The following is a 21,587-nucleotide window of genomic DNA, read 5'->3' on the forward strand; positions in this document are numbered from 1 at the left end:
AACGATGACCGAGGCCAGGCCCAGCAACTTCAGCGATCACCAACTCGGCATCTACGCCGCCGGGATGTTCGCCCAGCAGACACCGTCGATCACCACCAACCTGGCGAGGCTGGAGGACCAGGCTGCCAAGACGCTCTCGCCCGAGGCTCTCGGCTACATCGTCGCCAGCGCGGGCAGTGGCTCGACGGCTCGTGCGAACAGGGCTGCCTTCGACCGATGGGCCATCACGCCGCGGATGCTGCGCAGCTCGGCTGCCCGCGACCACGCGTGCACCGTGCTCGGTACCGACATGCCTGCACCGCTGCTGATCGCTCCGGTGGGTATTCAGACTCTCGCGCACCCCGACGGAGAGCTCGCCACCGTCCGTGCAGCCGCGGAACTCGGTGTGCCGTACATCCATTCGACGCAGGCCTCGCACTCGTTCGAGCAGATCGCCGAGGCGGGCGGCGACGCGCCCCGCTGGTATCAGTTGTACTGGCCGACGGACGAATCGGTTCTACTGAGCTTCCTGCAGCGCGCGAAGGACACCGGGTTCACCACACTGGTGCTGACGCTCGACACGACATTGCTGGGCTGGCGGCCCGCCGATCTCGACCGCGGCTACCTTCCCTTCCTGGCCAACCTCGGCATCGAGAACTACCTGACCGATCCGGCGTTCCAGGCCGGCCTGGGGCAGCCGGTCGAGGAGAATCCTGTTGCAGCGGCCATGCATTGGGCGCAGATGTTCCCCAACCCCGGTCTCTCGTGGAAGAACCTGGCGTTCCTACGGGAGCACTGGAGCGGCCCGATCGTGCTCAAGGGAATCTGCACCGTGGGCGACGCCAGGGAGGCGGCCGCCCACGGAGTCGACGGCATCGTCGTCTCCAATCACGGCGGTCGTCAGATCGACGGGGCCAGAGCATCACTCGACGCGTTGCGGTCCATCGTCGAGGCTGTGGGCGGGGAACTGACGATCCTGTTCGACTCCGGTGTGCGCACCGGTGCCGACATGGCCAAAGCGCTGGCGCTCGGGGCCGATGCGGTTCTGCTCGGCCGACCGTTCCTCTACGGCCTGGCACTCGGCGGGCAAGAGGGCGTCGCGCACGTACTACGTTGCCTGCTCGCCGAATTCGATCTGGTGACGAGCCTCTCGGGTCACACCGGTGCGGGCGAACTGGGCCTCGACTCGATCATGGAGTCCTGATGGAGTGGACGAAGCACGCCATCTGGTGGCACCTGTACCCGCTCGGCTTCACTGGAGCGCCGGTGCACGGCTGGGACGGCGAATCCCAGTCGGATCTGCACCGGCTGAACAGAATCGAGAAGTGGCTCGACTACGCACTCGAGCTCGGTGCGTCGGGTATCGCCCTCGGTCCGATCTTCGAGTCCGAGAAGCACGGCTACGACACGGTCGACTACTACCATGTCGACGGTAGGCTCGGCACCGACGAGGACATCGACTCGCTGATCGCCGCTGCGCATTCGCGCGGCCTGAAGATCATGTTCGACGGCGTCTTCAACCATGTGGCGCAGAGCTTTCCGAAGTTCCGACAGGCTCTCGACGAGGGCCCGGACTCCGAGGCCGCGCAGTGGTTCCACCTCGATTGGTCCGGTGACGAGCCCACGCATCGCAACTTCGAGGGCCACGACGAACTGGTGGCACTCAATCACGAGAGCCCGCATGTGCAGCAGTATGTCGTGGACGTGCTGTCGCACTGGCTGGACCGTGGCGTCGACGCCTGGCGGCTCGACGCGGCCTACGCAGTGCCGCCGCGCTTCTGGGCCGCGGTACTGCCGAAGGTCCGCGAGAAACATTCGGACGCATACTTTCTCGGCGAGGTCATCCACGGCGATTACGACAGGATCGTCTCGGCGTCCACACTGGACTCGGTCACCCAGTACGAGCTGTGGAAGGCGATCTGGAGCGGTCTGAGCGAGAAGAACTTCTTCGAGCTCTCCCATGCGCTGGAGCGCCACAACGGGTGGCTCGACGCCTTCGTGCCCGCCACGTTCGTCGGAAATCACGACGTCAATCGCATTGCCAGCGTCATCGAGGACGAGCGACATCTGGTGCATGCGTTGGTGGTTCTGTTCACCGTGGGCGGTATGCCCATGGTCTACTACGGCGACGAGCAGGCCTTCCGCGGTATCAAGGAGGACCGAGTCGGCGGCGACGACGAGGTGCGTCCGGAGTACCCCGACACGTCCGACGATCTCGCCCCGTACGGCTGGCCGGTCTTCCGTATTCATCAGGAGCTGATCGGTGTACGGCGTCGAAACCCGTGGTTGTACTCCGCGCGCACCGAAACGCTCGAACTGACGAACACCGCACTCGTCTTCCGAGCGTCTGCCGACAACGAATCCATCGCTGTGGCACTGAATCTCGGCGACGACACCATCGACTACGCGGTCGAGGGTAGCGACGTGATCGCCGGCGAGGCACATCTGGACGGCGGCAGGATCACGGTGCCCGCGCACGGCTGGGCGATCGTCAGCTGAGTGCTCTGGCCGCCTTGGCGCGGTCGAAGAACGCCAGCAGGTACGGCAACTGCTCGTCGGTGACGGTGAACTTCATTCGGTCGCCCGCGTAGCCGATGCTGCCGTCGGATGCTCGCAGACCGAGGACGATCTTGGTGCCGTCCCGGGTCGGCTTCGCGTCCACACCCAGATGATCGACGTGCCAGCGACAGCGCCCGCCCGATGCGATCCTCACGGCGGCGTCGAACACCTCGACAGTCCGGTGGTCGAGAACGAAGATGACGTTCTCGTCGAGGCGATACTCCAGGTAGACGCGTTCGGCCATGGCGGCACAGTAACTTGTCATCGTCGTATTCGGATATCTATCGACTGAGCTAGAGAGCCGTATCGACGGCAATGCAGCGCCATATCGAGGCCTGTGGGTACAGTCGAGCGCGACACGGGGTGCCCCCAGGGGCTGAGAACACACCCGTCGAACCTGATCTGGTTAGGACCAGCGAAGGGAATGTCGTGACGTTCGGTATTCCTGTCCCCTCGTGACGGTCCCGACCTCGAACGAGAGGCGAGGCGCATGAAATTCGACGAGCAGACGGTGTTGATCACCGGCGGTGGACGCGGACTGGGAGCGGCCATAGCCGCAGCGTTCGCGGGTCAGGGTGCACGTGTGGTGATCGATTACCGCAACAGCAAAGATGCTGCCGAGGCGCTGGCAGACCGGCTCGGCGAGAACGCGATCGCAGTGCAGGGTGACGTCACCGACGAGTCGGCCGTCGCCGCGCTGTTCGGCACTGCACGTGAACACTTCGGCACCCCGATCACCACCGTCGTCAACAACGCGTTGGCCGATTTCTCGTTCGACGGAGATGCGCGGCCCAAGGCCGACACCATCACCTGGGAGCGCTTCGATACCCAGTTGCGTGGCAGCGTCCGCGCGGCGTTGCTCACCACCCAGGCCGCGCTGCCGGGTATGCGCGAGGCGGGGTTCGGCCGAATCATCAACGTGGGCACAAACTTGTTCCAGAATCCAGTGGTGCCTTACCACGACTACACGGCCTCCAAGGCGGCGCTGCTCTCGCTGACCCGCACTCTGTCCGCAGACCTGGGCGCAGACAACATCACCGTCAACATGGTCTCGGGTGGACTGCTGCGCACCACCGACGCCAGCTCCGCGACCCCGGCCGAGGTATTCGACTTCATCGCCGCCTCGACCCCGTTGCAGCGCGTCACCACCCCCGAGGAATTCGCCGACGCACTGCTGTTCTTCGCTTCGCCGTGGGCGCGGTCGGTGACCGGCCAGAATCTCGTCGTCGACGGCGGCCTGGTCAAGGACTGACATGCACCTCAACGCTTTTCTCTACGGTTGTGGCCACCACAGTGCGGCGTGGCGTCATCCCGAGTCGCGAGTGGAGGACCTGGGCGATATCTCGTACTACGAGGAACTCGCCCAGCTCGCCGAACGGGGAAAGTTCGATGCGGTGTTCTTCGCCGACGGACATTCGGTGCGCGACCCCGCCGGAGCCGGAACCTGGTTCCTCGAGCCGATCACCGCTCTGTCGGCCATGGCCAGGGCCACCACGCATATCGGTCTCGTCACCACGGTGTCGTCGACGTTCTACACCCCGTTCCATGCTGCACGGATGTTGGCGTCGCTCGATCACATCAGCGGTGGCCGTGCCGGCTGGAATGTAGTCACCTCCATGTTCGACGCCGAAGCACGCAACCACGGGATGGACGTCATCCCGGCTCGCGAGGAGCGCTATGCGCGCGCCGAGGAGTTCGTCGATACGGCTTTGGCGCTGTGGGATTCGTGGGACGCCGACGCGTTGACGCTCGATCGCGCCGGGGCCTATGCGGACCCGACCAAGGTGCATGCCATCGACCACGATGGCAAGCACTTTCGGGTCGACGGCCCGCTGACGGTGCCTCGTTCACCGCAGGGGAGGCCGGTGTTGTTCCAGGCCGGGGCGTCGGGTCCGGGTCGTGATCTCGCTGCCGCGTACGCCGAGGCAATCTATGCCGTCGCCTACGATCTTGTTGCCGCGCAGAGCTATTACGAGGACGTGAAGACGCGAATCCGCCACGCGGGCCGCGACAGCGCGGCAGTGGGAATCATGCCGGGGCTGGTGACGTACATCGGGTCGACGATGGACGAGGCCCGACGCAAGAAGGCCGAACTCGATGAGCTGCTGCCCACCGAGCAGTCGCTGGCGATGCTGTCGACGTTCACCGGACAGGACTGCGCTGCATGGGAACTCGCTGCTCCGGTACCGCCCCTGCCGCCGGCGGCCGAGTTCACCGGACCGCAGGGCCGCTACGAGACGATCCTGCGGATCGTCGAGAAGGACGCCCCCACCGTGCGGGAGTTGCTCGGCACCCTCGCGGCCGGCGGCGGGCACGCCACGATGATCGGCACACCGGAGTCCATCGCAGACGAGATGCAATCGTGGATCGGCCGCGGCGCAGACGGATTCAACCTGATGTGTCCGCGTTACCCGGACTCATTGGAGGACTTCGTGGACCAGGTGGTTCCGATCCTGCAGCTGCGCGGGGTCTTTCGCGCCGAGTACACCGCGTCGACGCTGCGCGGGCACCTGGCTCACTGAGTGGCAGATCCGAAGACTCCCCGATCGACGAATGTCACCAGAGCGTCGAGACCGTCCTCGGGCGAGCCCTGCCACAGCCGGGCGAAGTTCTCCGCCGCGCCGCCGATCAGCATCGCGGTGGTGGCAGGGGATGCCGGTAGCTCGACGCCTGCCTTCTCGAAATTTGCGAGGCGGTCGACCCACGGCTCGAACTGAACCTGCGTGAATCGCTGTACTCGCTGAGCGAAGTCCGCATTGACCAGCGCTGCATCGCGGAGGGCATCGATCACCACACGGTGTCGAGTGAACAACTGCCAGAACACCTCGATGTGGGGACGCATCGTCGGATGCTTGCGCGCCGCCGGGTCCTGGGTGGCGACGATGGCGTCGGCATCGACGCCGATCTGCTCGGCGAGCGCCAACAGCAGTTCGTCCTTGCCGGAATAGTGGTTGTAGAACGACCCCGCTGCCCGGCCCGCCTGTCTGGTTATGTCGACGATCTTGGAGTTGAGATAGCCGGAACGGGCGAACACGATGCAGGCCGCGCTCTCCAGCTCGTTTCGTGTTTGTTCGGCCTGCTGCGCCCTTGTGGTGACTGCCACCGCTTCCTACCTCCTGTTGACACCTCTGCCGTCACGATACACACTGAATCGAAATTCAGTGAATACAGATTCGTCGAAGGGGTGGATATGAGAGCAGCAGTCCTGACCGAGTTCGGAGTGCCGAGGTACGCCGATCACGCCGAGCCGCCGCCGGCCGAGGGTATGGAGGTCATCGACGTAGCGGCCGCAACGCTCAATGCAGTCGACGTGGTGATCGCCTCCGGCACACACTATTTGAGCCCGAAGTCCCTTCCGGCCGTGAGCGGCATCGAAGGCGCCGGTACGACGTCGGACGGTCGGCGCGTGTACTTCTCCCCGCCCGTCCCGCCCTACGGTTCGATGGCTCAGCGAGCGTTGGTACCGACGACGTCGCTGATCCAATTACCCGACGGCCTGGACTTCTCGACCGCCGCGACGCTGGGCAATGCCGGCCTTGCGGCGTTGATGCCACTGACCCATGGGGGTCGAATGGAGCCAGGGGAGAATGTGGTGATCCTCGGCGGGACCGGGGTGGTCGGGCGTCTTGCGGTGCAGACGGCGCGGTTGCTCGGCGCAGGATCGATCACAGTCGTCGGACGTGATCAGAACGCGCTCGAATCCACCCGTGATCTCGGGGCCACGGCCACGGTTGCCATTGGCGACAAGGGTATCGACGAGATGAGCTCGGCGATTCGACAGGCATCGTCCGGCGCTGATGTTGTCGTCGATTATGCCTGGGGCCCAGTGGCTCTGGCGGCATTGCGTGCAGGAAACAGGCTCGTTCGCCTGGTGCAGATCGGCGACCGAGCGGGTTCCGAGATGACAGTACCTGCTCAGTTGATGCGGTCGCTCGGTGCGAGCATCGTCGGGTTCATGCCGATGCACTACGGACCCGATGCAACCTCCCAGGCGTATCGCACCCTGACCGACTGGGCCGTCACCGGGCAGATCGCGGTGGAGTACGAGAACGTGCCACTGGCCGAGGTCGCGAGTGCATGGGAACGGGCCCCACGCACTCGTCACAAACTGGTGCTAGTTCCGTGACCCGTCGGTGCGGTCCAGCGAGTCGATGAACTCCCTCGTCAATCGAGCGATGTCGTCGGCATGGGAGATCGGAGACCAGTGTCCGGCCGGAATATCGTTGCGGGTCAAGTCTTCCACCCACTTGCCGGTGTCGTCGTAGTGATACGGACGCACTGCGACGTCCTCGGTGTTGACGATGAGGTGCACCGGGATGTCGATGTACCGCTCGCGTGGATTGCCCAGGAGCGGAATGATGTTCGCGCGGTACAGTTTGGTGCCGTTGGTGGCATCCGACCACAGCGTGGGGTTCTGAGTGACGAGCTTCGGGTCGACTCCCGAGAACTCCTGGAGGAACGCAGGCCAACCCTTGGCGAACTGCCGCTTGATCCGCAGCGTGGAGAGCCCGGGGATATGGAAGGTGACGGTGTACCACGACGCGCGGACCTGGGCGAGCACCTGCTTGATACCGGTGAGCGTGGGTTTGCGAAGCCGCGACTGCGACCACTTACCGAGGTGATCGAGGTTGGGTCCCGAAATCGATGTGTACGAGCGGATTCGGTCCTTCGCCTGCGGTTGAGCAGCGGCTTCCCAGACCTCCACGGCGCCCCAGTCGTGGGCGAGCACGTGAACCGGGGCGTCGGGGCTGACGGCGTTGGCGACAGCGTAGAAATCCGAGGCCAGACGGGCCAGCTTGTACGCCGACTGCTCGGCGGGAACCGAGCTCTCGCCTGCACCACGGGAGTCGTAACTGATCACCCGGAAGCGGTCCTCGAGCTGGGGCACGATGTGGCTCCACAGCTCGTGGGTATCGGGCCACCCGTGGACGAGGACGATCGGGTCACCCTCGGGGTTGCCGCTCTCGAACACCGCCAGTCGGATTCCCTCGTTGACGACCGTCGTACGAACCGCGTTGCTGCTCAACAGTTTTCCGTTCTATAGATCGAGTACGAGGCGTGCGCTGCGTGCGCGGGAGACGCAGATGAGCATGTGATCGCGTTGCTCTTCCGGCGTCAACCGTGTTTCGAGGTGCTCGGGTTCGCCCGAGAGCACACGAACCTTGCAGGTGCCACAGAAGCCCTGCTGGCACGAGTACGCGATGTTGGGCTTCTGCTGCTTGACCGCCGTCAGCACGGAGGCGTCGGCGGCGACGTCGAGCACGGCACCCGTGCTGATCAGCTGCACCTCGAACGGCGTGCCGTCGAGAATCGGCGGCGGCCCGAAACGCTCGAAATGCAGTGCGGTGGCGGGGCACTGGCGAAAGTCGCGGCGGACGGCGTCGAGCATGGGGGTGGGGCCGCAGCAATAGACGGCACCGCCTGCCGGGGCGCGCTCGAGCAGTTCGCCCTCGGTCGGGTAGCCGTACACATCGTCGGTGCGGACGAACACGCGGTCCGATTCCCAACTCTCGATTTCCTCGAGGAAGGGCATCGTGTCGCGGGAGCGACCGCAGTACACGAACTGCCAGTCCATACCGAGAATCCGTGCCGCACGGACCATTGCAATGATGGGGGTGATACCGATTCCGCCCGCGATGAACAGGGCGCTGCCCTCGCCGACGAACGGAAACCCGTTGCGCGGCCCGCGGACGGTGACCTCGGTGCCCGGCTGCAGCCCGTGCATCTCGATGGATCCGCCTGCGCCGGTGGGGATTCGGCGCACCGCGATGCGATAGGAACTACGGTCGGATGGGTTGCCGCACAATGAGTACTGCCGGCGGCGGCCCGAGGGTAGGTGCAGATCGAGGTGACAGCCCGGATGCCAGATCGGCAGCTGCTCCCCCGTCGGCGACGCGAGGGTGAGAGCGGCGACATCGTTGTCCTCCGCGACGATCTCGCGCTCGGTGACGACCAACTTCAGCGCGGAATCGGGATTGTGGCCTGCCACGGCATCGTTGTACTCCGCACCGGCAGCCGCCTGCATGTACCCGTTGAGGAACGTACCGAGCAGCTGCATCGAGCGGTCGGGACGTGCTCGTCCGCGCAGGTCGGGCGGTGCATCCTTGGGAAGCAGCCGCGGGACGCGTCGTGCGTTGAGCTTCACCGTGCCGCAGCCTGCGCGGCAGGCGAGGACGCGAGGTACCGGACTGCCTGTGCGGTGGAGCCTTCCTGGCTGGGGTGGTACGACTTCTTGAGGTAGCGCGACATGCTGCGGCCGACGTGCGTCAGCGCGGGAAGGGTGCCGCGTTTGACCGACTTCCGCCACAGAGCCGACCGAGGCTTGCGGACGGACTTGGGTGCAGACTGCAGCTCCGGATCGTTCTTCATCAGGAAGATGATCCCGCGCATCCAGATGTAGGCCATCAACGGCACGACCACCACGAAGGTGCGCAGGCGACGGACCTCGCGCTTGTCGAAGTAACGGAGCGTGTCGTATGCGACCGAGCGGTGCTCGACTTCTTCGGCACCGTGCCAGCGCAGCAGATCGAGCATGGTGGGGTGAATGCCCGCGCGATCGAGACCGTCGGCGTTGAGCACCCAGTCGCCGAGAAACGCCGTCACGTGCTCGATGGCGGCGATCAGAGCCAGTCGCTCGACCAGGTTGTTCTTCGAGCGCAGGCTCGTCACCGAGTCGGATCCGAGGACCTTGCCGAAGGCCCATTCCATCTGATCGGTGAACGGTGTCGGGTCCAGGCCCTTGGTCTGGAGGTGCACGAGCACGCCGGTGTGCGCCTCGGCGTGAACGGCTTCCTGCCCGATGAAACCGATGACGTCGTCGCGCAGCTTCTCGTCGTCGATGTACGGCAGAGCTTCCTTGAAGGTGTCGACGAACCAGTGCTCGCCGGCCGGAAGGATCAGGTGCAGCACATTGAGTACGTGCGTGGTGTACGGATCGCCCGGCACCCAGTGCATCGGCAGGTCGGTCCAGTCGAACTTCACGTTTCTGGCCTGCAGCATCACTTCGCCGGGATCCGACGCGACGGTGTTCCGTTCGGTCATCGAGCCCACCTCCTCCACATCCGCATGTGTGGCCGATGCCACAGTGCGCGCTTTAGTATAAACACCAGTTACAGGTAATAGGAACCGTGTCGGCGTCGAGTGAGAGACTGCTGTGATGACCGACCCCTCCCCAGCGGCTGTTCCCCCGAGCACCGTCCCCATCACCTGGCCTGCCGAATGGCCCGCCGAGGTGCGAAGGATCGCCGATGCCACGAACGATGCCCTCGCCGCTGTGGCGGCGCGGGATCCGATCGCGTTCGACGACGCCGTCGAACTTCTGGGCCGCTCGGACTCGGCACAGGCCGGTCGAGTGCATGCCGAAATGGTACGCACGTTGCTCGAAGAGGTATACAGCGATGGATTGACCGGCGAGAACGTCCAGGAGGTGCTGGGCCGAACCGTGCGCGCCGCGGACTGGCTGCCGAATCTGGACATCGCCGGGTTCGTCGAGGTGCTCACCGGGGCCCTGGGGGTTTCCGACGTCGAAGAGCAGTCGCGTATGAGGCCGCGTCCGGCGCATGCACTACTGGTGGTCGCCGACCTTCTCGCAGTGCGCCGCGGCCGCGCCGAGACCTACCTGCGGTACGCACTGGCCGAAGTGCGCCGCGCCGAGACGATCGAGATGCCCTAGCGAGATCTGTGCCTGTCTGGCATGAATGCTAGACGGGGATAGAAAGTGCTACCGATGCAGGAGATTGTGCGCGTCGAGTTCGCAGTTGTGCGGACAACGAGGGTCTTTATTGCTGCACAACTGCGAACTCGGAGTTTTGGCTACCGATGCAGGATGTTCGCCCCGGCGAGGATGGCCCTGATCGACGACAGGTCGGCGTCGGCATCCATGCCCATCGACCATTCGCGGCGACCGTCGTGCTCGGCCAGGACGAAGGTGGCGGTCTCGTCGCCGATGATCTGCTGGTGGAACGAGAGGATCTCGATGCGGAATCCGGCGTCGTGGAGCATCGACGTCAATGCTTCGATCGGCCCGTAAGTCGTTGCCGCACAAGCGATGATCGTGTCGCCGACGCCAAAGGTCGCGTCGAAAGCAGTCCGACCGCCAGTTGCGCTGTCGGCAGTCCATGACCCCAGTCGAAGCGGTCCGGTGGTGGGCGAGAAGCGGTCGGCGAAGTGTGCCCACGACATGTGTTGCCAGGTGATCTCGTCGCGCATCGTGCGCGGCAGGGCGCAGCCGAAGCGGGCATGGAACGGATCTGTGGCAAAGGTGGAAGCAAGTGAATTCATGAGGGTGGTCTTCCGAATGTGAAGGGAGGACCGAGAGAGCACGACGACCCGCAGCGAGGGGTCGGTCCGAATCAGACCCCGCTACGGCGGCGTACTACGAGAATGCGCTTCACACCCCAGAAAGTAGCCCTTCGCCGCAGCCGCGCGCAAGTATCGAGTGAATTCCGATCTCTAGGACACGAACTAGATGTCCGCATATATCGCACGATTCGTTGTAACTTTGGCCCCATGGACCCCGTGCGTAACCCCTACGCTCCCGGCGCCGGCCAGCGCCCACCCGAGCTCGCAGGCCGAAAGAAGCAGCTCGACGCCTTCGACGTCGTGCTCGAACGCATCACCCGCGGCAGACCGGAGCGCAGTGTCGTACTCACCGGGCTGCGAGGCGTCGGGAAGACGGTGTTGCTCAATCAGCTCCGATCCGCGGCCATCGCCCGTGGATGGGGCACCGGGAAGATCGAGGCCCGCCCGGACCAGGAACTGCGTCGACCGCTGTCGTCGGCGCTGCACATGGCGGTCCGCGGCATCGCGGCCTCGCATCGCGATCCCGAACGCGTCGACGAATTCCTCGGTGTGCTCAAGGCCTTCGCCCTGCGCTCCACGGCCGACAAGGGCATGCGGGAGCGGTGGCAGCCCGGCATCGACGTTCCGGCGAAGACAGGCCGCGCCGACTCCGGCGACATCGAGATCGACCTCGTGGAACTGCTGCTTGACGCCTCCGCGCTGGCCGGCGACGTGGGCGTGGGCATCGCCATCTTCATCGACGAGATGCAGGACCTGGGTGCCGCGGACATCTCCGCACTGTGCGCCGCCTGCCACGAGCTCAGTCAGGACACCGCGCCGCTGATCATCGTCGGGGCGGGGCTGCCGCACCTGCCTGCGGTGCTGTCGGCGTCCAAGAGCTACTCCGAGCGCCTCTTCAGCTACCACCGGATCGGCCGACTCGAACGAGCCGCGGCCGACCTGGCTCTGATCGCCCCGGCCGATCGCGAGGACGTCGAATTCACCCCCGACGCGCTCGACGCGCTGTATGCGGCCGCCGACGGCTACCCGTACTTCGTGCAGGCCTACGGCAAGGCGACATGGGATCTCGCCGCCGACACCCCGATCACCGTCGAGGACGTGCGTGTCGCTGCCCCGACGGCGGAAGAGGAACTGGCCGTCGGATTCTTCGGTTCCCGCTACGAGCGTGCGACGCCTGCCGAGCGCGAATACATGCGTGCGATGGCCGAACTGTCGGTGGACGACGGCTCGGTGCCGACCTCTGCCGTAGCGACCGAGCTGGGGCGCAAGCCGGCGTCACTGTCTCCCGCCAGGGACGGACTGATCAAGAAGGGCCTGATCTACTCGGCCGAGCGGGGCACCATCGCCTTCACGGTGCCGCACTTCGGCCGCTATCTGCGCGCACAGACCGACGAACCAGCAGCGGTGTGACGGCCGCCTAGTGTGCCTCGGCTCGCTCGACGCACAGTCGCTCGAGTTTCCGCACTGCCTTGGGGTCGGAACGGTCGACGTTGACGAGCTCCGGGTCACCGTCGTAGAAGTCGATCAGCCGTTGATCCATCACCTTGCGCCACAGTGGCGGTACCAGCGCGCAGAAGATCATCACCGCATAGCCGGCCGGTAGCTGCGGGGACTCGTCGACGGTGCGCAGAGCCTGGTATCGACGCACAGGATTCGCGTGATGATCGCTGTGACGTTGCAGGTGATAGAGGAACAGGTTGCTCCAGAGGTGATCGCTGTTCCAGCTGTCCCGGTGGGTCGGCTTTCCGTATCGACCGCTGGGACGCTTCTGTCGCAGCAATCCGTAGTGCTCGAGGTAGTTGGCCGCCTCGTACAGGACGATGGCGATCGCGGCCTGAATCAACAGATACGGCACGATCACCGTGCCGAAGACGGCGATCAGGACGCCGAACAGCAATACGCTCATGGCACCGGCATTGAACAGGTGATTCTTGTGGGTCCACCTCGACATGCCCTGCCGAGCGAGGCGTCGGGACTCGAGGTCCCAGGCCGAGTGCAACCCGTGGACGATCGTGCGCGGCAGAAACTTCCAGAACGACTCGCCGAACTTCGCCGATGCCGGATCGTCCGGGGTGGCAACGCGGAGGTGGTGGCCGTGGTTGTGCTCGACGTAGAAGTGGCCGTAGAGCGTCTGCGCCAGCGTCACCTTGGAGAGCAAACGCTCGCGGAGCTCGCGCTTGTGCCCCAGTTCGTGGGCGGCATTGATGCCGACGCCGCCGACGATGCCCACCGTGATGGCCAGGCCGATTCGCTCGGGAACGCCCAACGGCCCGTGCGCCCACAGATAACAGGCGGCGACGAGCCCCGCGTACTGCAGCGGCAGGAACAGGTACACGCACCAGCGGTAGTACGGATCCTTCTCCAGTGCGGCGATCGCCTCGTCCGGGGGATTGCTGCGGTCCACTCCGGCGAACTTGTCCACCAGTGGCAGTGCGACGCCCATGATCATCAGGCCGAGGGTCCAGAACGCACCGGGGCCGAGGAGCGACACCAGACCCCAGGCCAGGAACGGGCTCAGGGGAATGATCAACCCCAGCGGCCACAGATAGCGCTTCGGGTCGCGCCACCGCGGCGACGTGCTAGTGGCGGACTCATCACGCATTCTGGATTCGTAACTCCTGGGTTGTGGCCGAGCCTCGGGCCGAGGCAGGGCGGTAGTGGCGTCTCACAATGACATCGCCCGCTCGACCAGGATAGTTACTCGAGCGAATCTTTGCGGGTTCGCCGATGGGCCGTCGCACGACCCGCTGCCCTTGTACGGTGACCGAATGAAGCATGTCGAGTCGTCGTTCGTCGGAGTCCACGGAACCCGAATCGTCTACGACGTCTGGACCCCCGAAACCACGTCGACCGGGATCGTGGTGCTGGCCCACGGCCTGGCCGAGCACGCAGGCCGGTACCGGCACGTCATCGAAAGGCTGGGCTCGCTCGGTCTCGTCGTCTACGCGCCCGACCACCGCGGACACGGGCGATCCGGGGGCAAACGGGTGTCGCTGGAGAAATGGTCCGACTTCACCGACGACCTGCACACGCTGTTCGGCATCGCAGCTGCTGAGCATCCCGATCAGCGCACCTTCCTGCTCGGCCACAGCATGGGCGGTGCCATCGCACTGTCGTACGCACTGGACCATCAGGGCGACCTCGACGGTCTGATGCTGTCCGGGCCCGCGGTGGCTCCCAGTGTGGGTCAGCCGAAAGCCCTGGTGGCGGTCGGCAAGGTCCTCGGACGATTCCTACCGGCAATGCCCGTACTGAAACTCGACCCCAAGCTCGTCTCGCGCGACAAGAGCGTCGTCGACGCCTACGTCGCCGATCCGCTGGGCTACCACGGCACCGTTCCGGCGGGCCTGGCCGCAGCGATGCTCGGCGTCGGGGAGACCTTCCCCGCGCGGTTGCCGTCGCTGAAGATTCCCGTGCTGCTCCAGCACGGGACGGCAGACGGATTGGCCGATGTCTCGGGCAGCGAACTCGTCGCCGAACTCGCCGGATCCGACGACCTGACCCTGAAAACGTACGACGGGCTGTTCCACGAAGTGTTCAACGAACCGGAGAAGGAGCGCGTACTCGACGATCTCATCGACTGGCTGCGTCCACGTGTACACACCGGCGCTGTAAGTTCCTGACGGATCTTTTCGAAGAAGGAGTACGACCATGACCAGGCGAGCACTCGTATTGGGCGGCGGCGGAGTCGCAGGTATTGCGTGGCAGACGGGTGTCCTACTGGGATTGGCAGAATCCGGAGCCGACGTCACAGATGCCGAGATGCTGCTGGGAACATCGGCAGGCTCCTCGGTGGCAGCGCAGATCTCGAGCGGAACCGCGTTGGCCGAACTGTTCGAGCGTCAGGCAGACGAGGCGAAGCAGGACCACGAACCGCATGCCGAGGCGACCATCGACGAACTGGTCTCCATGTTGGCTCGAGCGGCTCAGAACTCGGACGGCAGTGCCATCGACACTCGCAGGCGCATCGGTGCCGAGGCACTGGCGGCCTCGACGATCACCGAGCGTGAGCGCAGGGCCATCATCGAACGACGGCTGCCGTCGCACTCGTGGCCGAGCCGCGATCTGCGGATCGTCACCGTCGACGCGCTGACGGGCCGGCATCGAGTTCTCGACCGTGGCTCGGGCGTTCAACTGGTCGACGCGGTGGCCGCGAGCTGCGCCATCCCGGGAATGTGGCCCCCGGTGACGATCGGCGATCATCGTTACGTCGACGGAGGTATCCGCGCGAGCGAAAACGCCGATCTGGCAGTCGGTTTCGAGAAGGTACTGGTGTTCAGAGTCGGCGCACTCGACCTGGAGCACGATCCCTTCGACATCGAACGAGAGCGGCTGGTCAAGGGTGGCTCGAAGGTGGAAGTGATTGCACCCGACGCCGATTCGTCGGCTGCCATCGGACCCGACGCCACCGACATCGCCGTCCGATCGGCCGCGGCCGTGGCCGGACGTGCGCAGGGCAATGCCATCGCCGAGCGTATTGCCGAGTTCTGGGTCGGCTAGAGAACTGCTCTAGCCGAACAGTGCAGCCCCGTTTTCCCAGCACACTGCGCGAACCCAGTCGTCTCCCAGGTCGAGTCGGCTTACTGCCTGCAGGGCGTGCAGATACGGGTACGGAATGTTCGGGTAGTCGCTGCCGAACAGAATGCGATTCTGCAGATCGAGCAGTCGTGGCAGCTCGTGTCTCGGAAACGGTGCGCCCGCCTCCGAGAAGTCGGTGAACGACATCGTGGTGTCCAGTCGAACGTTCTCGTAGCGATCGGCCAGGTCGAGGAAGTCGACGTACTCGGGCATGCCCATGTGCGCGATGATCAACGGGAGCTGGGGGAACCGTTGCAGCAGTGCGGCAATCGGTTCCGGTCCGGTGTGGGTGCCGGGTGCCGGACCGGACCCGCAGTGGATCACCACGGGTACCTGTGCGTCCGAGAGTGCGCCCCAGACGCCGTCGAGCAGGGGATCGTTCGGTGAGTAGTTACCGACCTGAATGTGCGACTTGAAGATTCGAGCGCCGTTCGTCAACGCCTGCTCGACGTACTCGGTGGCCCCGTCCTCGGGGTAGAAGGTGGCGGTCTGCAGGCAGTCGGGGGTTCGGGCCGCGAAGTCGGCACCCCACGAGTTGAGCCACGCGGCCATCGACGGCTTGTGCGGGTAGATCATCGAGGTGAAGTGCCGTACCCCGAAACCTCGAATGACCTGCAGCCGTCGGTCTTCGGCGAAACGATACGAAATGGGCCAGACGCTGCCCGTCAGCGGCCCTGCGCTGTCGAAGTAATTCCACACCTTGTCCATCACGTTCTTCGGCATGAAGTGCGTGTGGACGTCGAACAGTCCGGGCAGCGACAGCTCGGTCCAGAAGGCGACGACATGTTCCGTCTCCTCCGCGAGTTCGGCGTCGGAGCGGGGTGGCTCAGCGTGCGACATGGGCGTCGAACCACTCGAGAGTCTTGCCCCAGGCGTCGGCCGCGGCATCGGCGTCGAACACCGCGGGGCGGTCGTCGCAGTGAAACCCGTGCTTGCCGTGGGCGTAACGGGTGATCTCGGTGTCGACCGGGGACGTTGCGGTGATCTCGCGCAGCGTTTCCACCTCCTGGAAGGGGATGCCCTCGTCCAGGTCTCCGAAGAAGCCGTGCCAGGGTGTCGCGAGGGCGTCACCCACCGACGCCATCGCGGGGTAACCGAAGCGGCCCTTGGTGATTCCGCCGCCGTAGAACGTCGCTGCCGCACCGAGTTGCCGTCGGACAGCGGTCTGGAACGCAACGGTGCCGCCCATGCAGAAACCGACGATGGCGATGGACGAGGGCTCGAATCCGAGCTCGGCGAGGGCACTGGCTGCCGCGTCCACGTCGGAGTCCACCTCGTCCGCCTTCAATTTCCCGATGGCCGCCATGGCCGAGTCCATGTCCGTGTAGTCGAGCACGGTGACGCCCTCCTGCCGGTGGAACAGATGCGGAGCGACCGCGACCCAACCTGCGGCCGCGACCCGATTGCAGACGTCGACGATGTGGTCGGTGACGCCGAAGGCTTCTTGGATGACGATGACGCCGCCGCGGGCGTCACCCTCGGGCCGCACGACGGTGAGGGGAGTGTTCATCCGTCGATTGGAGCACACCCCTGTTCGCGCATGCCGGTAGCCACGGTGAGTTCTGTTGTTTTGTACGGTGGCGTGAGGGAACGATCCCGACCGAGAGGACCATTCATGCGCGCGGTACAGATCTCCAGCCTCGACGGACCCGACTCGGTGAGTGTGGTGGACATCGACGAACCCGCCCCGCGTGACGGGTCGGTGGTCATCGAGGTCCATGCTGCGGGCGTCGCCTTTCCCGACGCGTTGCTCACCCGCGGGCTCTACCAGTACAAGCCCGAGTTGCCGTTCGTACCCGGCAGCGAGATCGCCGGCATCGTTCGGTCGGCACCGCCGGAGTCCGGCTTCTCCGCAGGTGATCGAGTAGCCGCACTGACGGGGCTGAGCGACGGTATGGCCGAGGTCGCCGTCGTATCCCCGGACACGGTGTTCGCGCTGCCCGAGTCGGTGTCCCTCTCCGCAGGCGCTGGGCTGTTGTTCAACGACCTGACGGTGCACTTCGCGCTCCGGGAACGTGGCCGTTTGGCGCCGGGCGAGACGGTTCTGGTGCACGGCGCAGCAGGGGGCATCGGAACCTCCGCGCTGCGAATGGCTCCGGTGCTCGGCGCATCTCGCGTCATCGCCGTCGTGAGCACGGAGGCCAAGGCCGACATCGCGCGATCCGCCGGAGCCACCGACGTGGTGCTGGTCGACGGTTGGAAGGACGCGGTCAAGGAACTGACCGGCGGCCGTGGCGTCGACGTCGTCGTCGATCCGGTGGGTGGTGATCGGTTCACCGACAGCATCCGCTCGCTTGCACCGTCGGGCCGAATCCTGGTGCTGGGCTTCACCGGTGGCGAGATCCCGACGGTCAAGGTCAACCGATTGCTGCTCAACAACGTCGATGTCGTCGGCGTCGGTTGGGGTGCATGGTGGATGACGCGCCCGGGCTACCTCGCCACCCAGTGGGCCGAGATCGAACCGCTCCTCGCCGACGGATCGCTCAGTGCGCCGGAGCCGTCGGTGTTCCCGGCCGCCGATGCGGCTGCCGCCATCGCATCTCTGGAAAACCGCACTGCGGCAGGCAAAGTGGTGCTCGACTTCACTCACTGACTCAGCACCCGTTGACGCTGTGTCGAGCTGCCGGTTCACTCCGGCAGCTCGACGCCCCTCGCCTCGGCCAGTGCCGCGATCTCGGCGGGGAAGACGTTCTTGAACACGAACGGATCGGTCCCGAGCGCCCAGTTCGGGGCGAGTTCGATGGCGTATCGCTCGAAGTAGCCGAGTTGTTTGGCCACCAGGATCAATTCCTCCGGGCTCGATGTCTTGTACTGCTTGCCCATGTTCACCAGCGCTCGGATGAAGTCCGCCAGGCTGAAGTGCGCGAGAGTTGCCGAGAGCATCGGAGCGAACACCGACTGCAGGATCGCGCCGACCTCGGCGTCGGAACCCATCTGCGGGGCAACGATTCCCAGCCGCTTGACGGTACCGGCGAGCCGGGTGAAGTCGCCGTCGATCACGGTGGCGTGAAAGAGATCGAGCAGAAGCGCGCGCCACTGCTCGTCCACCTCGCCCATGACTCCGAAGTCCAGGAATGCCACTCTGCCGTCGTCGAGGACCCACACGTTGCCCGCATGCACGTCGCCGTGGAAGAGGCCGTGCAGCACAAGGGCTTCCATCCAGACCTTGGCGGCGCGGCGGACGATGAGCTCGGACTGCTCTCCTGGCTCGTAACGGTCGAGTGGGGAGCCGTGCATGCGTTCCATGCAGATGACGCGCCCACCGCAGTAGTCGAGAAACACCTCGGGCGCGGTGACGTGGGCGTTGTCGTCGAACGCACCGATGGCCGCGCGAAAGCTGTCCTGGCGCTTGGCTTCCACGGCGCTGTCGAGTTCGGCGAAGGTAGCGGCGTGCAGGTCGACGATGATCGCCGACGCGTTGGCCGTGGCGAAGAACGGAATGAACTTCTCGAGTCCGCGGGCGATGAGGTACGCGATGCGCAGGTCGATCTTCATGCGGTGGTAGATGCCTCGCCGCTGCACCTTCATGACCACTTCACGGCCGTTGTCGCGGCGCACGCACAGATGCACCTGAGCGACCGAGGCGGACGAGAGCGGTACGTCGTCGAACGAGGAGAACAGGTCGTCGATTCCGCGACCCAGATCGGCCTCGATCACCGCGCGCGCCTGCGAACCGGGGAACGGTGGCACCTCGTCGAGGCAGCGCAGACAGGTATCGGCGAGAACCTTGGGAAACAGTCCGGGCGAGGACCCCATCAACTGACCGACCTTGACGAAGGTGGGTCCGAGTACGAAGAAGGCGTCGACGACGGCCTCCGAGGCGTGCAGTGGCCACCCGCGCCGTGGCGCGCGCACCCAACGGCCGATCGCGACGAGCTGGAAGTACGCCAACACCGATCCGATGACGATGAGCCGCAGCAGTTCTCGTATTCCGAAAGTCTTCAGCTCGGGTGCCGGCTTCGGTGTCATACGTGCACCCCCGCAGGCACCCGTGCTGCCGAGGCTTCCAGGCGTGCCAGCAGTCGATCGAACCGCGTTGCATCGTCCGAGGCGCGTGAGAGCACCAACGCGCCCTGAATCCCGGCCACGATCTCCTCGGCCAGTTCGGCTGCCGAGTCGCCGTGTCCCAGCCGGCGCAGTACCGGCGTGAGGGCGTCGATCCAGTGGGTGAAATGCGCTGTGACGCGGCCCGAGAACACCGCACGTTCGAGACCGAGCGTGAACGCTCCGAACAGGCACACCAGACGATTGGACCGGAAGTATCGCGCGGTCTGCTCGAACATCTCGTGGGTGGTCGACGCGGCATCGGTGCCGTGTCGCAGCGGCTCGAACACGTTGTGGTGAAACCACCGCTCCACGTCGTCGAGGACGGCCTCGGCCATCTCCTGCTTTCCACGCGGAAAGTAGTGGTAGAGGCTACCTTTCCCCAGGCCGGTCTGTTTGCTGATGACCGCGAGGGTCGACCCGTCGAATCCGTGGTCGCGGAACACCCCTGCGAGTACCGGCACCACGTCGTGGCGATCGCTCATGAGCCGGTACTGTACCAATCGGTACACGACGGGTGTATCGGGGCTCCGGGAGTGGAGCCTGCGAAATGACCCATCGGGGTCGAGCCGAGATGGGTCATGCAGCTGTGAAGAGAACTACCGTCCTGGCAGCCGGAGCCTTCCTCGTCGGCGGGGTGACGTATCTGGCCGCCGAAGCCGTGGCCGCGCTCGGTTGGACGGACCGGCCGTACAGCTACGCCCGCAACAACATCAGCGACCTCGGAATCCCCGACATCTCGCCGCTGCACGCGGTGATGAACACCGGCTTCGTCGTCGACGGCACGTTGTTCCTCCTGGCGGGGCTGGGACTGTCCGTGCTCTTCGAAGGCCGGGCGCGGTGGATCCTGGCCGGCACCTCCGTTGTGCACGGTGTCGGCAGCATCGTCGTCGGGCTCGCCCACGCCTCGGTCGACGGGGCATCGACGCCCCATGCGGTGGGTGCAGGCATGGCGATCGTCGGCGGCAATCTGGTGCTGCTGGCCGCGGGACGATACGGCGGCCGCGTCGGTGCGCCGCGCTGGTACACCGTGGGCAGTGCGACTGCAGGAGTGGCAGGACTGGTGGGGCTGGCGCTGTTTCTCGCCGACACCGGAATCCTCGGCGGCGGAACATTCGAGCGCATCTCGGTCTACACCATCATCGGATGGGAGATCGTCACCGGCGCAACGATTCTGGTCAAGCGCCGCCTATCCGAACTCGGGTGACTCCTTGGCGAGAAAGGCGCGCACGCCTTCCTTGCCGTCGGCCGACTCGAACGCCTCCTCGAACACCGGCAATGCCCGTCGTGCGGGCAGGCCTGGGGACTCGCCGAACGTGAGCGCGAGGGCGCGCTTGTTCGCCCGAACAGCAGAGCGGGATTTTCGCGCCAGCGCCTGCGCCAATCCCAGAGCCACCGACAAGGACTGTCCGCGCGGCGCGACTCGATTGATCAGGCCCCACTCCAGAGCGGTCTCGGCCGGGATGGGCTCGCCGAGCAACACCAGTTCGGCGGCGCGCGCCTGACCGACCCGCCGCAGCGCACGCATGGACCCGCCGCTGCTGGGGATCACACCGAGGTCGATTTCCGGGAGTCCGAGTCGAGCCCCCTCGTCGGCGACGACGAGATCGCAGCACAGCGCCAGTTCGAGGCCGCCGCCCAACGCGAATCCGTCGATTGCCGCGACCGTGGGCAGCGGTAGATCGTCGAGCATCTCGAGGGTGGCGTTCTCGAGAATGCTCTTGCGGGCGAGCACGTCACCGCCGTCCTGCATCTCGGGCATCTCGGAGATGTCCGAGCCGGCACTGAACACCCGGTCGCCGGTGAGAACGACCGCCCGGACCGCAGCATCGTCGATCAACTCGAGAAGGAGGGCGCGCAGTCGCCGCGTCGCCGGACGGGTCAGTGCATTGACCGGTGGGTTGCTCAGCGTGATCTGCGCGACGCCGGCGTGCGGAAAGGTCAGGACGGGAGAAAGCGCGGTGGTCATACTTCGGAACCGTAGAGCCTGCGGCTGACCTGGCGATTGGGAGACTGCCGAGATGGCATGTAGCGTGGTGAACACCCGACGCGGGGTGGAGCAGCTCGGTAGCTCGCTGGGCTCATAACCCAGAGGTCGCAGGTTCAAATCCTGTCCCCGCTACTAC

23 protein-coding genes, 1 tRNA gene and 1 riboswitch are annotated in these 21,587 nt (G+C 65.4%); of the genes, 12 read left to right on the top strand and 12 right to left on the bottom strand.

The window, feature by feature from the left end; genetic code table 11:
• Positions 1 to 4: 4 nt before the first annotated feature.
• A complete protein-coding gene (locus CH271_RS23305; RefSeq protein ID WP_094635024.1) occupies positions 5 to 1,183 on the top strand; it encodes an alpha-hydroxy-acid oxidizing protein in 1,179 nt (392 codons plus the stop codon).
• The gene (locus CH271_RS23310) at positions 1,183 to 2,478 is read left to right on the top strand and encodes an alpha-amylase family protein (protein WP_094635025.1); all 1,296 of its coding nucleotides are present in this window, start codon (positions 1,183 to 1,185) and stop codon (positions 2,476 to 2,478) included. The genes CH271_RS23305 and CH271_RS23310 overlap by 1 nt, the downstream gene beginning before the upstream one ends.
• Here CH271_RS23310 and CH271_RS23315 read toward each other — a convergent pair.
• Positions 2,471 to 2,782, bottom strand: a complete 312-nt coding sequence (locus CH271_RS23315) for a hypothetical protein (RefSeq protein WP_094635026.1) — start codon at positions 2,780 to 2,782, stop codon at positions 2,471 to 2,473. The genes CH271_RS23310 and CH271_RS23315 overlap by 8 nt on opposite strands.
• Positions 2,783 to 2,887: 105 nt before the next feature.
• Positions 2,888 to 2,980, top strand: a riboswitch (TPP riboswitch).
• Positions 2,981 to 3,028: 48 nt separating this feature from the next.
• Between CH271_RS23315 and CH271_RS23320 the strand changes: the two genes are divergently transcribed.
• Both CH271_RS23320 and CH271_RS23325 read left to right on the top strand, forming a co-directional pair.
• Positions 3,029 to 3,790: a 3-oxoacyl-ACP reductase gene (locus CH271_RS23320; RefSeq protein ID WP_094635027.1), complete on the top strand. Its 762-nt coding sequence runs from the start codon at positions 3,029 to 3,031 to the stop codon at positions 3,788 to 3,790.
• A 1-nt stretch (position 3,791) separates the two neighbouring features.
• Positions 3,792 to 5,060, top strand: a complete 1,269-nt coding sequence (locus CH271_RS23325; protein WP_094635028.1) for an LLM class flavin-dependent oxidoreductase — start codon at positions 3,792 to 3,794, stop codon at positions 5,058 to 5,060.
• Here CH271_RS23325 and CH271_RS23330 read toward each other — a convergent pair.
• Entirely contained in the window at positions 5,054 to 5,641 is a 588-nt protein-coding gene (locus CH271_RS23330; RefSeq protein WP_094635029.1) for a TetR/AcrR family transcriptional regulator, read from the bottom strand. The genes CH271_RS23325 and CH271_RS23330 overlap by 7 nt on opposite strands.
• 87 nt (positions 5,642 to 5,728) lie before the next feature.
• Here CH271_RS23330 and CH271_RS23335 point away from each other — a divergent pair, with 87 nt between their 5' ends.
• Positions 5,729 to 6,664 carry a quinone oxidoreductase family protein gene (locus tag CH271_RS23335; RefSeq protein WP_094635030.1) on the top strand — a complete coding sequence of 312 codons (936 nt, stop codon included), beginning with the start codon at positions 5,729 to 5,731 and terminating at the stop codon, positions 6,662 to 6,664.
• Here CH271_RS23335 and CH271_RS23340 read toward each other — a convergent pair.
• The 3 genes from CH271_RS23340 to CH271_RS23350 form a co-directional block, all read right to left on the bottom strand.
• Positions 6,653 to 7,564: an alpha/beta fold hydrolase gene (locus tag CH271_RS23340; RefSeq protein WP_094635031.1), complete on the bottom strand. Its 912-nt coding sequence runs from the start codon at positions 7,562 to 7,564 to the stop codon at positions 6,653 to 6,655. The two genes, CH271_RS23335 and CH271_RS23340, sit on opposite strands and share 12 nt — an antisense overlap.
• Before the next feature lie 12 nt (positions 7,565 to 7,576).
• A complete protein-coding gene (locus CH271_RS23345; RefSeq protein ID WP_252341973.1) occupies positions 7,577 to 8,596 on the bottom strand; it encodes a PDR/VanB family oxidoreductase in 1,020 nt (339 codons plus the stop codon).
• 83 nt (positions 8,597 to 8,679) lie between these two features.
• Positions 8,680 to 9,579 carry a metal-dependent hydrolase gene (locus CH271_RS23350; RefSeq protein WP_037195510.1) on the bottom strand — a complete coding sequence of 300 codons (900 nt, stop codon included), beginning with the start codon at positions 9,577 to 9,579 and terminating at the stop codon, positions 8,680 to 8,682.
• A gap of 115 nt (positions 9,580 to 9,694) precedes the next feature.
• Between CH271_RS23350 and CH271_RS23355 the strand changes: the two genes are divergently transcribed.
• Positions 9,695 to 10,210: a hypothetical protein gene (locus CH271_RS23355; protein WP_094635033.1), complete on the top strand. Its 516-nt coding sequence runs from the start codon at positions 9,695 to 9,697 to the stop codon at positions 10,208 to 10,210.
• A 140-nt stretch (positions 10,211 to 10,350) separates the two neighbouring features.
• On the opposite strand, the gene CH271_RS23360 is transcribed toward CH271_RS23355, so the two are convergent.
• Positions 10,351 to 10,818, bottom strand: coding sequence for an alpha-isopropylmalate synthase regulatory domain-containing protein (locus CH271_RS23360; RefSeq protein WP_094635034.1), 468 nt, complete (start codon positions 10,816 to 10,818; stop codon positions 10,351 to 10,353).
• Positions 10,819 to 11,046: 228 nt separating this feature from the next.
• On the opposite strand from CH271_RS23360, the gene CH271_RS23365 reads away from it, so the two are divergent.
• Positions 11,047 to 12,249, top strand: coding sequence for an ATP-binding protein (locus CH271_RS23365; protein ID WP_094635035.1), 1,203 nt, complete (start codon positions 11,047 to 11,049; stop codon positions 12,247 to 12,249).
• Between the two features lie 7 nt (positions 12,250 to 12,256).
• Here CH271_RS23365 and CH271_RS23370 read toward each other — a convergent pair whose 3' ends face one another.
• Complete coding sequence (locus CH271_RS23370; RefSeq protein ID WP_094635036.1) at positions 12,257 to 13,441, bottom strand: alkane 1-monooxygenase; 1,185 nt, start codon at positions 13,439 to 13,441, stop codon at positions 12,257 to 12,259.
• A 166-nt stretch (positions 13,442 to 13,607) separates the two neighbouring features.
• Between CH271_RS23370 and CH271_RS23375 the strand changes: the two genes are divergently transcribed.
• On the top strand, positions 13,608 to 14,462 hold the full coding sequence (locus CH271_RS23375; protein WP_094635037.1) for an alpha/beta hydrolase: 855 nt from the start codon (positions 13,608 to 13,610) through the stop codon (positions 14,460 to 14,462).
• Between the two features lie 28 nt (positions 14,463 to 14,490).
• The gene (locus tag CH271_RS23380; protein WP_094635038.1) at positions 14,491 to 15,339 is read left to right on the top strand and encodes a patatin-like phospholipase family protein; all 849 of its coding nucleotides are present in this window, start codon (positions 14,491 to 14,493) and stop codon (positions 15,337 to 15,339) included.
• A gap of 9 nt (positions 15,340 to 15,348) precedes the next feature.
• Here the strand turns inward: CH271_RS23380 and CH271_RS23385 are convergent, their stop codons facing one another.
• Both CH271_RS23385 and CH271_RS23390 read right to left on the bottom strand, forming a co-directional pair.
• Entirely contained in the window at positions 15,349 to 16,257 is a 909-nt protein-coding gene (locus tag CH271_RS23385) for an amidohydrolase family protein (RefSeq protein ID WP_094635039.1), read from the bottom strand.
• Positions 16,244 to 16,927, bottom strand: coding sequence for a dienelactone hydrolase family protein (locus CH271_RS23390; RefSeq protein WP_094635040.1), 684 nt, complete (start codon positions 16,925 to 16,927; stop codon positions 16,244 to 16,246). Before CH271_RS23390 ends, CH271_RS23385 begins: the two co-directional genes overlap by 14 nt.
• A 105-nt stretch (positions 16,928 to 17,032) precedes the next feature.
• Between CH271_RS23390 and CH271_RS23395 the strand changes: the two genes are divergently transcribed.
• Positions 17,033 to 18,010 (top strand): NADPH:quinone oxidoreductase family protein, encoded by a 978-nt coding sequence (locus tag CH271_RS23395; protein ID WP_037194869.1) that lies wholly within the window; start codon positions 17,033 to 17,035, stop codon positions 18,008 to 18,010.
• A 35-nt stretch (positions 18,011 to 18,045) separates the two neighbouring features.
• On the opposite strand, the gene CH271_RS23400 is transcribed toward CH271_RS23395, so the two are convergent.
• Both CH271_RS23400 and CH271_RS23405 read right to left on the bottom strand, forming a co-directional pair.
• A complete protein-coding gene (locus CH271_RS23400) occupies positions 18,046 to 19,386 on the bottom strand; it encodes an ABC1 kinase family protein (RefSeq protein WP_094635041.1) in 1,341 nt (446 codons plus the stop codon).
• Entirely contained in the window at positions 19,383 to 19,946 is a 564-nt protein-coding gene (locus tag CH271_RS23405; RefSeq protein WP_179274783.1) for a TetR/AcrR family transcriptional regulator, read from the bottom strand. The genes CH271_RS23400 and CH271_RS23405 overlap by 4 nt, the downstream gene beginning before the upstream one ends.
• 65 nt (positions 19,947 to 20,011) lie before the next feature.
• On the opposite strand from CH271_RS23405, the gene CH271_RS23410 reads away from it, so the two are divergent.
• On the top strand, positions 20,012 to 20,668 hold the full coding sequence (locus CH271_RS23410) for a DUF998 domain-containing protein (RefSeq protein WP_094635042.1): 657 nt from the start codon (positions 20,012 to 20,014) through the stop codon (positions 20,666 to 20,668).
• On the opposite strand, the gene CH271_RS23415 is transcribed toward CH271_RS23410, so the two are convergent.
• Entirely contained in the window at positions 20,651 to 21,430 is a 780-nt protein-coding gene (locus CH271_RS23415; protein ID WP_094635043.1) for an enoyl-CoA hydratase/isomerase family protein, read from the bottom strand. The genes CH271_RS23410 and CH271_RS23415 overlap by 18 nt on opposite strands.
• 79 nt (positions 21,431 to 21,509) lie before the next feature.
• Between CH271_RS23415 and CH271_RS23420 the strand changes: the two genes are divergently transcribed.
• A tRNA-Met gene (locus CH271_RS23420) sits at positions 21,510 to 21,583 on the top strand.
• Positions 21,584 to 21,587: the final 4 nt, after the last annotated feature.

Origin of the sequence: Rhodococcus sp. 05-340-2 (assembly GCF_002258915.1) — a bacterium.
GTDB lineage: Bacteria > Actinomycetota > Actinomycetes > Mycobacteriales > Mycobacteriaceae > Rhodococcoides.

Bases quoted from the DNA above. Each gene is read 5' to 3' on its own strand.
- CH271_RS23305 (WP_094635024.1), top strand. From the start codon at position 5: ATGACCGAGGCCAGGCCCAGCAACTTCAGCGATCACCAACTCGGCATC.
- CH271_RS23310 (WP_094635025.1), top strand. From the start codon at position 1,183: ATGGAGTGGACGAAGCACGCCATCTGGTGGCACCTGTACCCGCTCGGC.
- CH271_RS23315 (WP_094635026.1), bottom strand. From the start codon at position 2,782: ATGGCCGAACGCGTCTACCTGGAGTATCGCCTCGACGAGAACGTCATC.
- CH271_RS23320 (WP_094635027.1), top strand. From the start codon at position 3,029: ATGAAATTCGACGAGCAGACGGTGTTGATCACCGGCGGTGGACGCGGA.
- CH271_RS23325 (WP_094635028.1), top strand. From the start codon at position 3,792: ATGCACCTCAACGCTTTTCTCTACGGTTGTGGCCACCACAGTGCGGCG.
- CH271_RS23335 (WP_094635030.1), top strand. From the start codon at position 5,729: ATGAGAGCAGCAGTCCTGACCGAGTTCGGAGTGCCGAGGTACGCCGAT.
- CH271_RS23345 (WP_252341973.1), bottom strand. From the start codon at position 8,596: ATGCAGCTGCTCGGTACGTTCCTCAACGGGTACATGCAGGCGGCTGCC.
- CH271_RS23350 (WP_037195510.1), bottom strand. From the start codon at position 9,579: ATGACCGAACGGAACACCGTCGCGTCGGATCCCGGCGAAGTGATGCTG.
- CH271_RS23355 (WP_094635033.1), top strand. From the start codon at position 9,695: ATGACCGACCCCTCCCCAGCGGCTGTTCCCCCGAGCACCGTCCCCATC.
- CH271_RS23360 (WP_094635034.1), bottom strand. From the start codon at position 10,818: ATGAATTCACTTGCTTCCACCTTTGCCACAGATCCGTTCCATGCCCGC.
- CH271_RS23365 (WP_094635035.1), top strand. From the start codon at position 11,047: ATGGACCCCGTGCGTAACCCCTACGCTCCCGGCGCCGGCCAGCGCCCA.
- CH271_RS23370 (WP_094635036.1), bottom strand. From the start codon at position 13,441: ATGCGTGATGAGTCCGCCACTAGCACGTCGCCGCGGTGGCGCGACCCG.
- CH271_RS23375 (WP_094635037.1), top strand. From the start codon at position 13,608: ATGAAGCATGTCGAGTCGTCGTTCGTCGGAGTCCACGGAACCCGAATC.
- CH271_RS23380 (WP_094635038.1), top strand. From the start codon at position 14,491: ATGACCAGGCGAGCACTCGTATTGGGCGGCGGCGGAGTCGCAGGTATT.
- CH271_RS23385 (WP_094635039.1), bottom strand. From the start codon at position 16,257: ATGTCGCACGCTGAGCCACCCCGCTCCGACGCCGAACTCGCGGAGGAG.
- CH271_RS23390 (WP_094635040.1), bottom strand. From the start codon at position 16,927: ATGAACACTCCCCTCACCGTCGTGCGGCCCGAGGGTGACGCCCGCGGC.
- CH271_RS23395 (WP_037194869.1), top strand. From the start codon at position 17,033: ATGCGCGCGGTACAGATCTCCAGCCTCGACGGACCCGACTCGGTGAGT.
- CH271_RS23400 (WP_094635041.1), bottom strand. From the start codon at position 19,386: ATGACACCGAAGCCGGCACCCGAGCTGAAGACTTTCGGAATACGAGAA.
- CH271_RS23405 (WP_179274783.1), bottom strand. From the start codon at position 19,946: ATGAGCGATCGCCACGACGTGGTGCCGGTACTCGCAGGGGTGTTCCGC.
- CH271_RS23410 (WP_094635042.1), top strand. From the start codon at position 20,012: ATGACCCATCGGGGTCGAGCCGAGATGGGTCATGCAGCTGTGAAGAGA.
- CH271_RS23415 (WP_094635043.1), bottom strand. From the start codon at position 21,430: ATGACCACCGCGCTTTCTCCCGTCCTGACCTTTCCGCACGCCGGCGTC.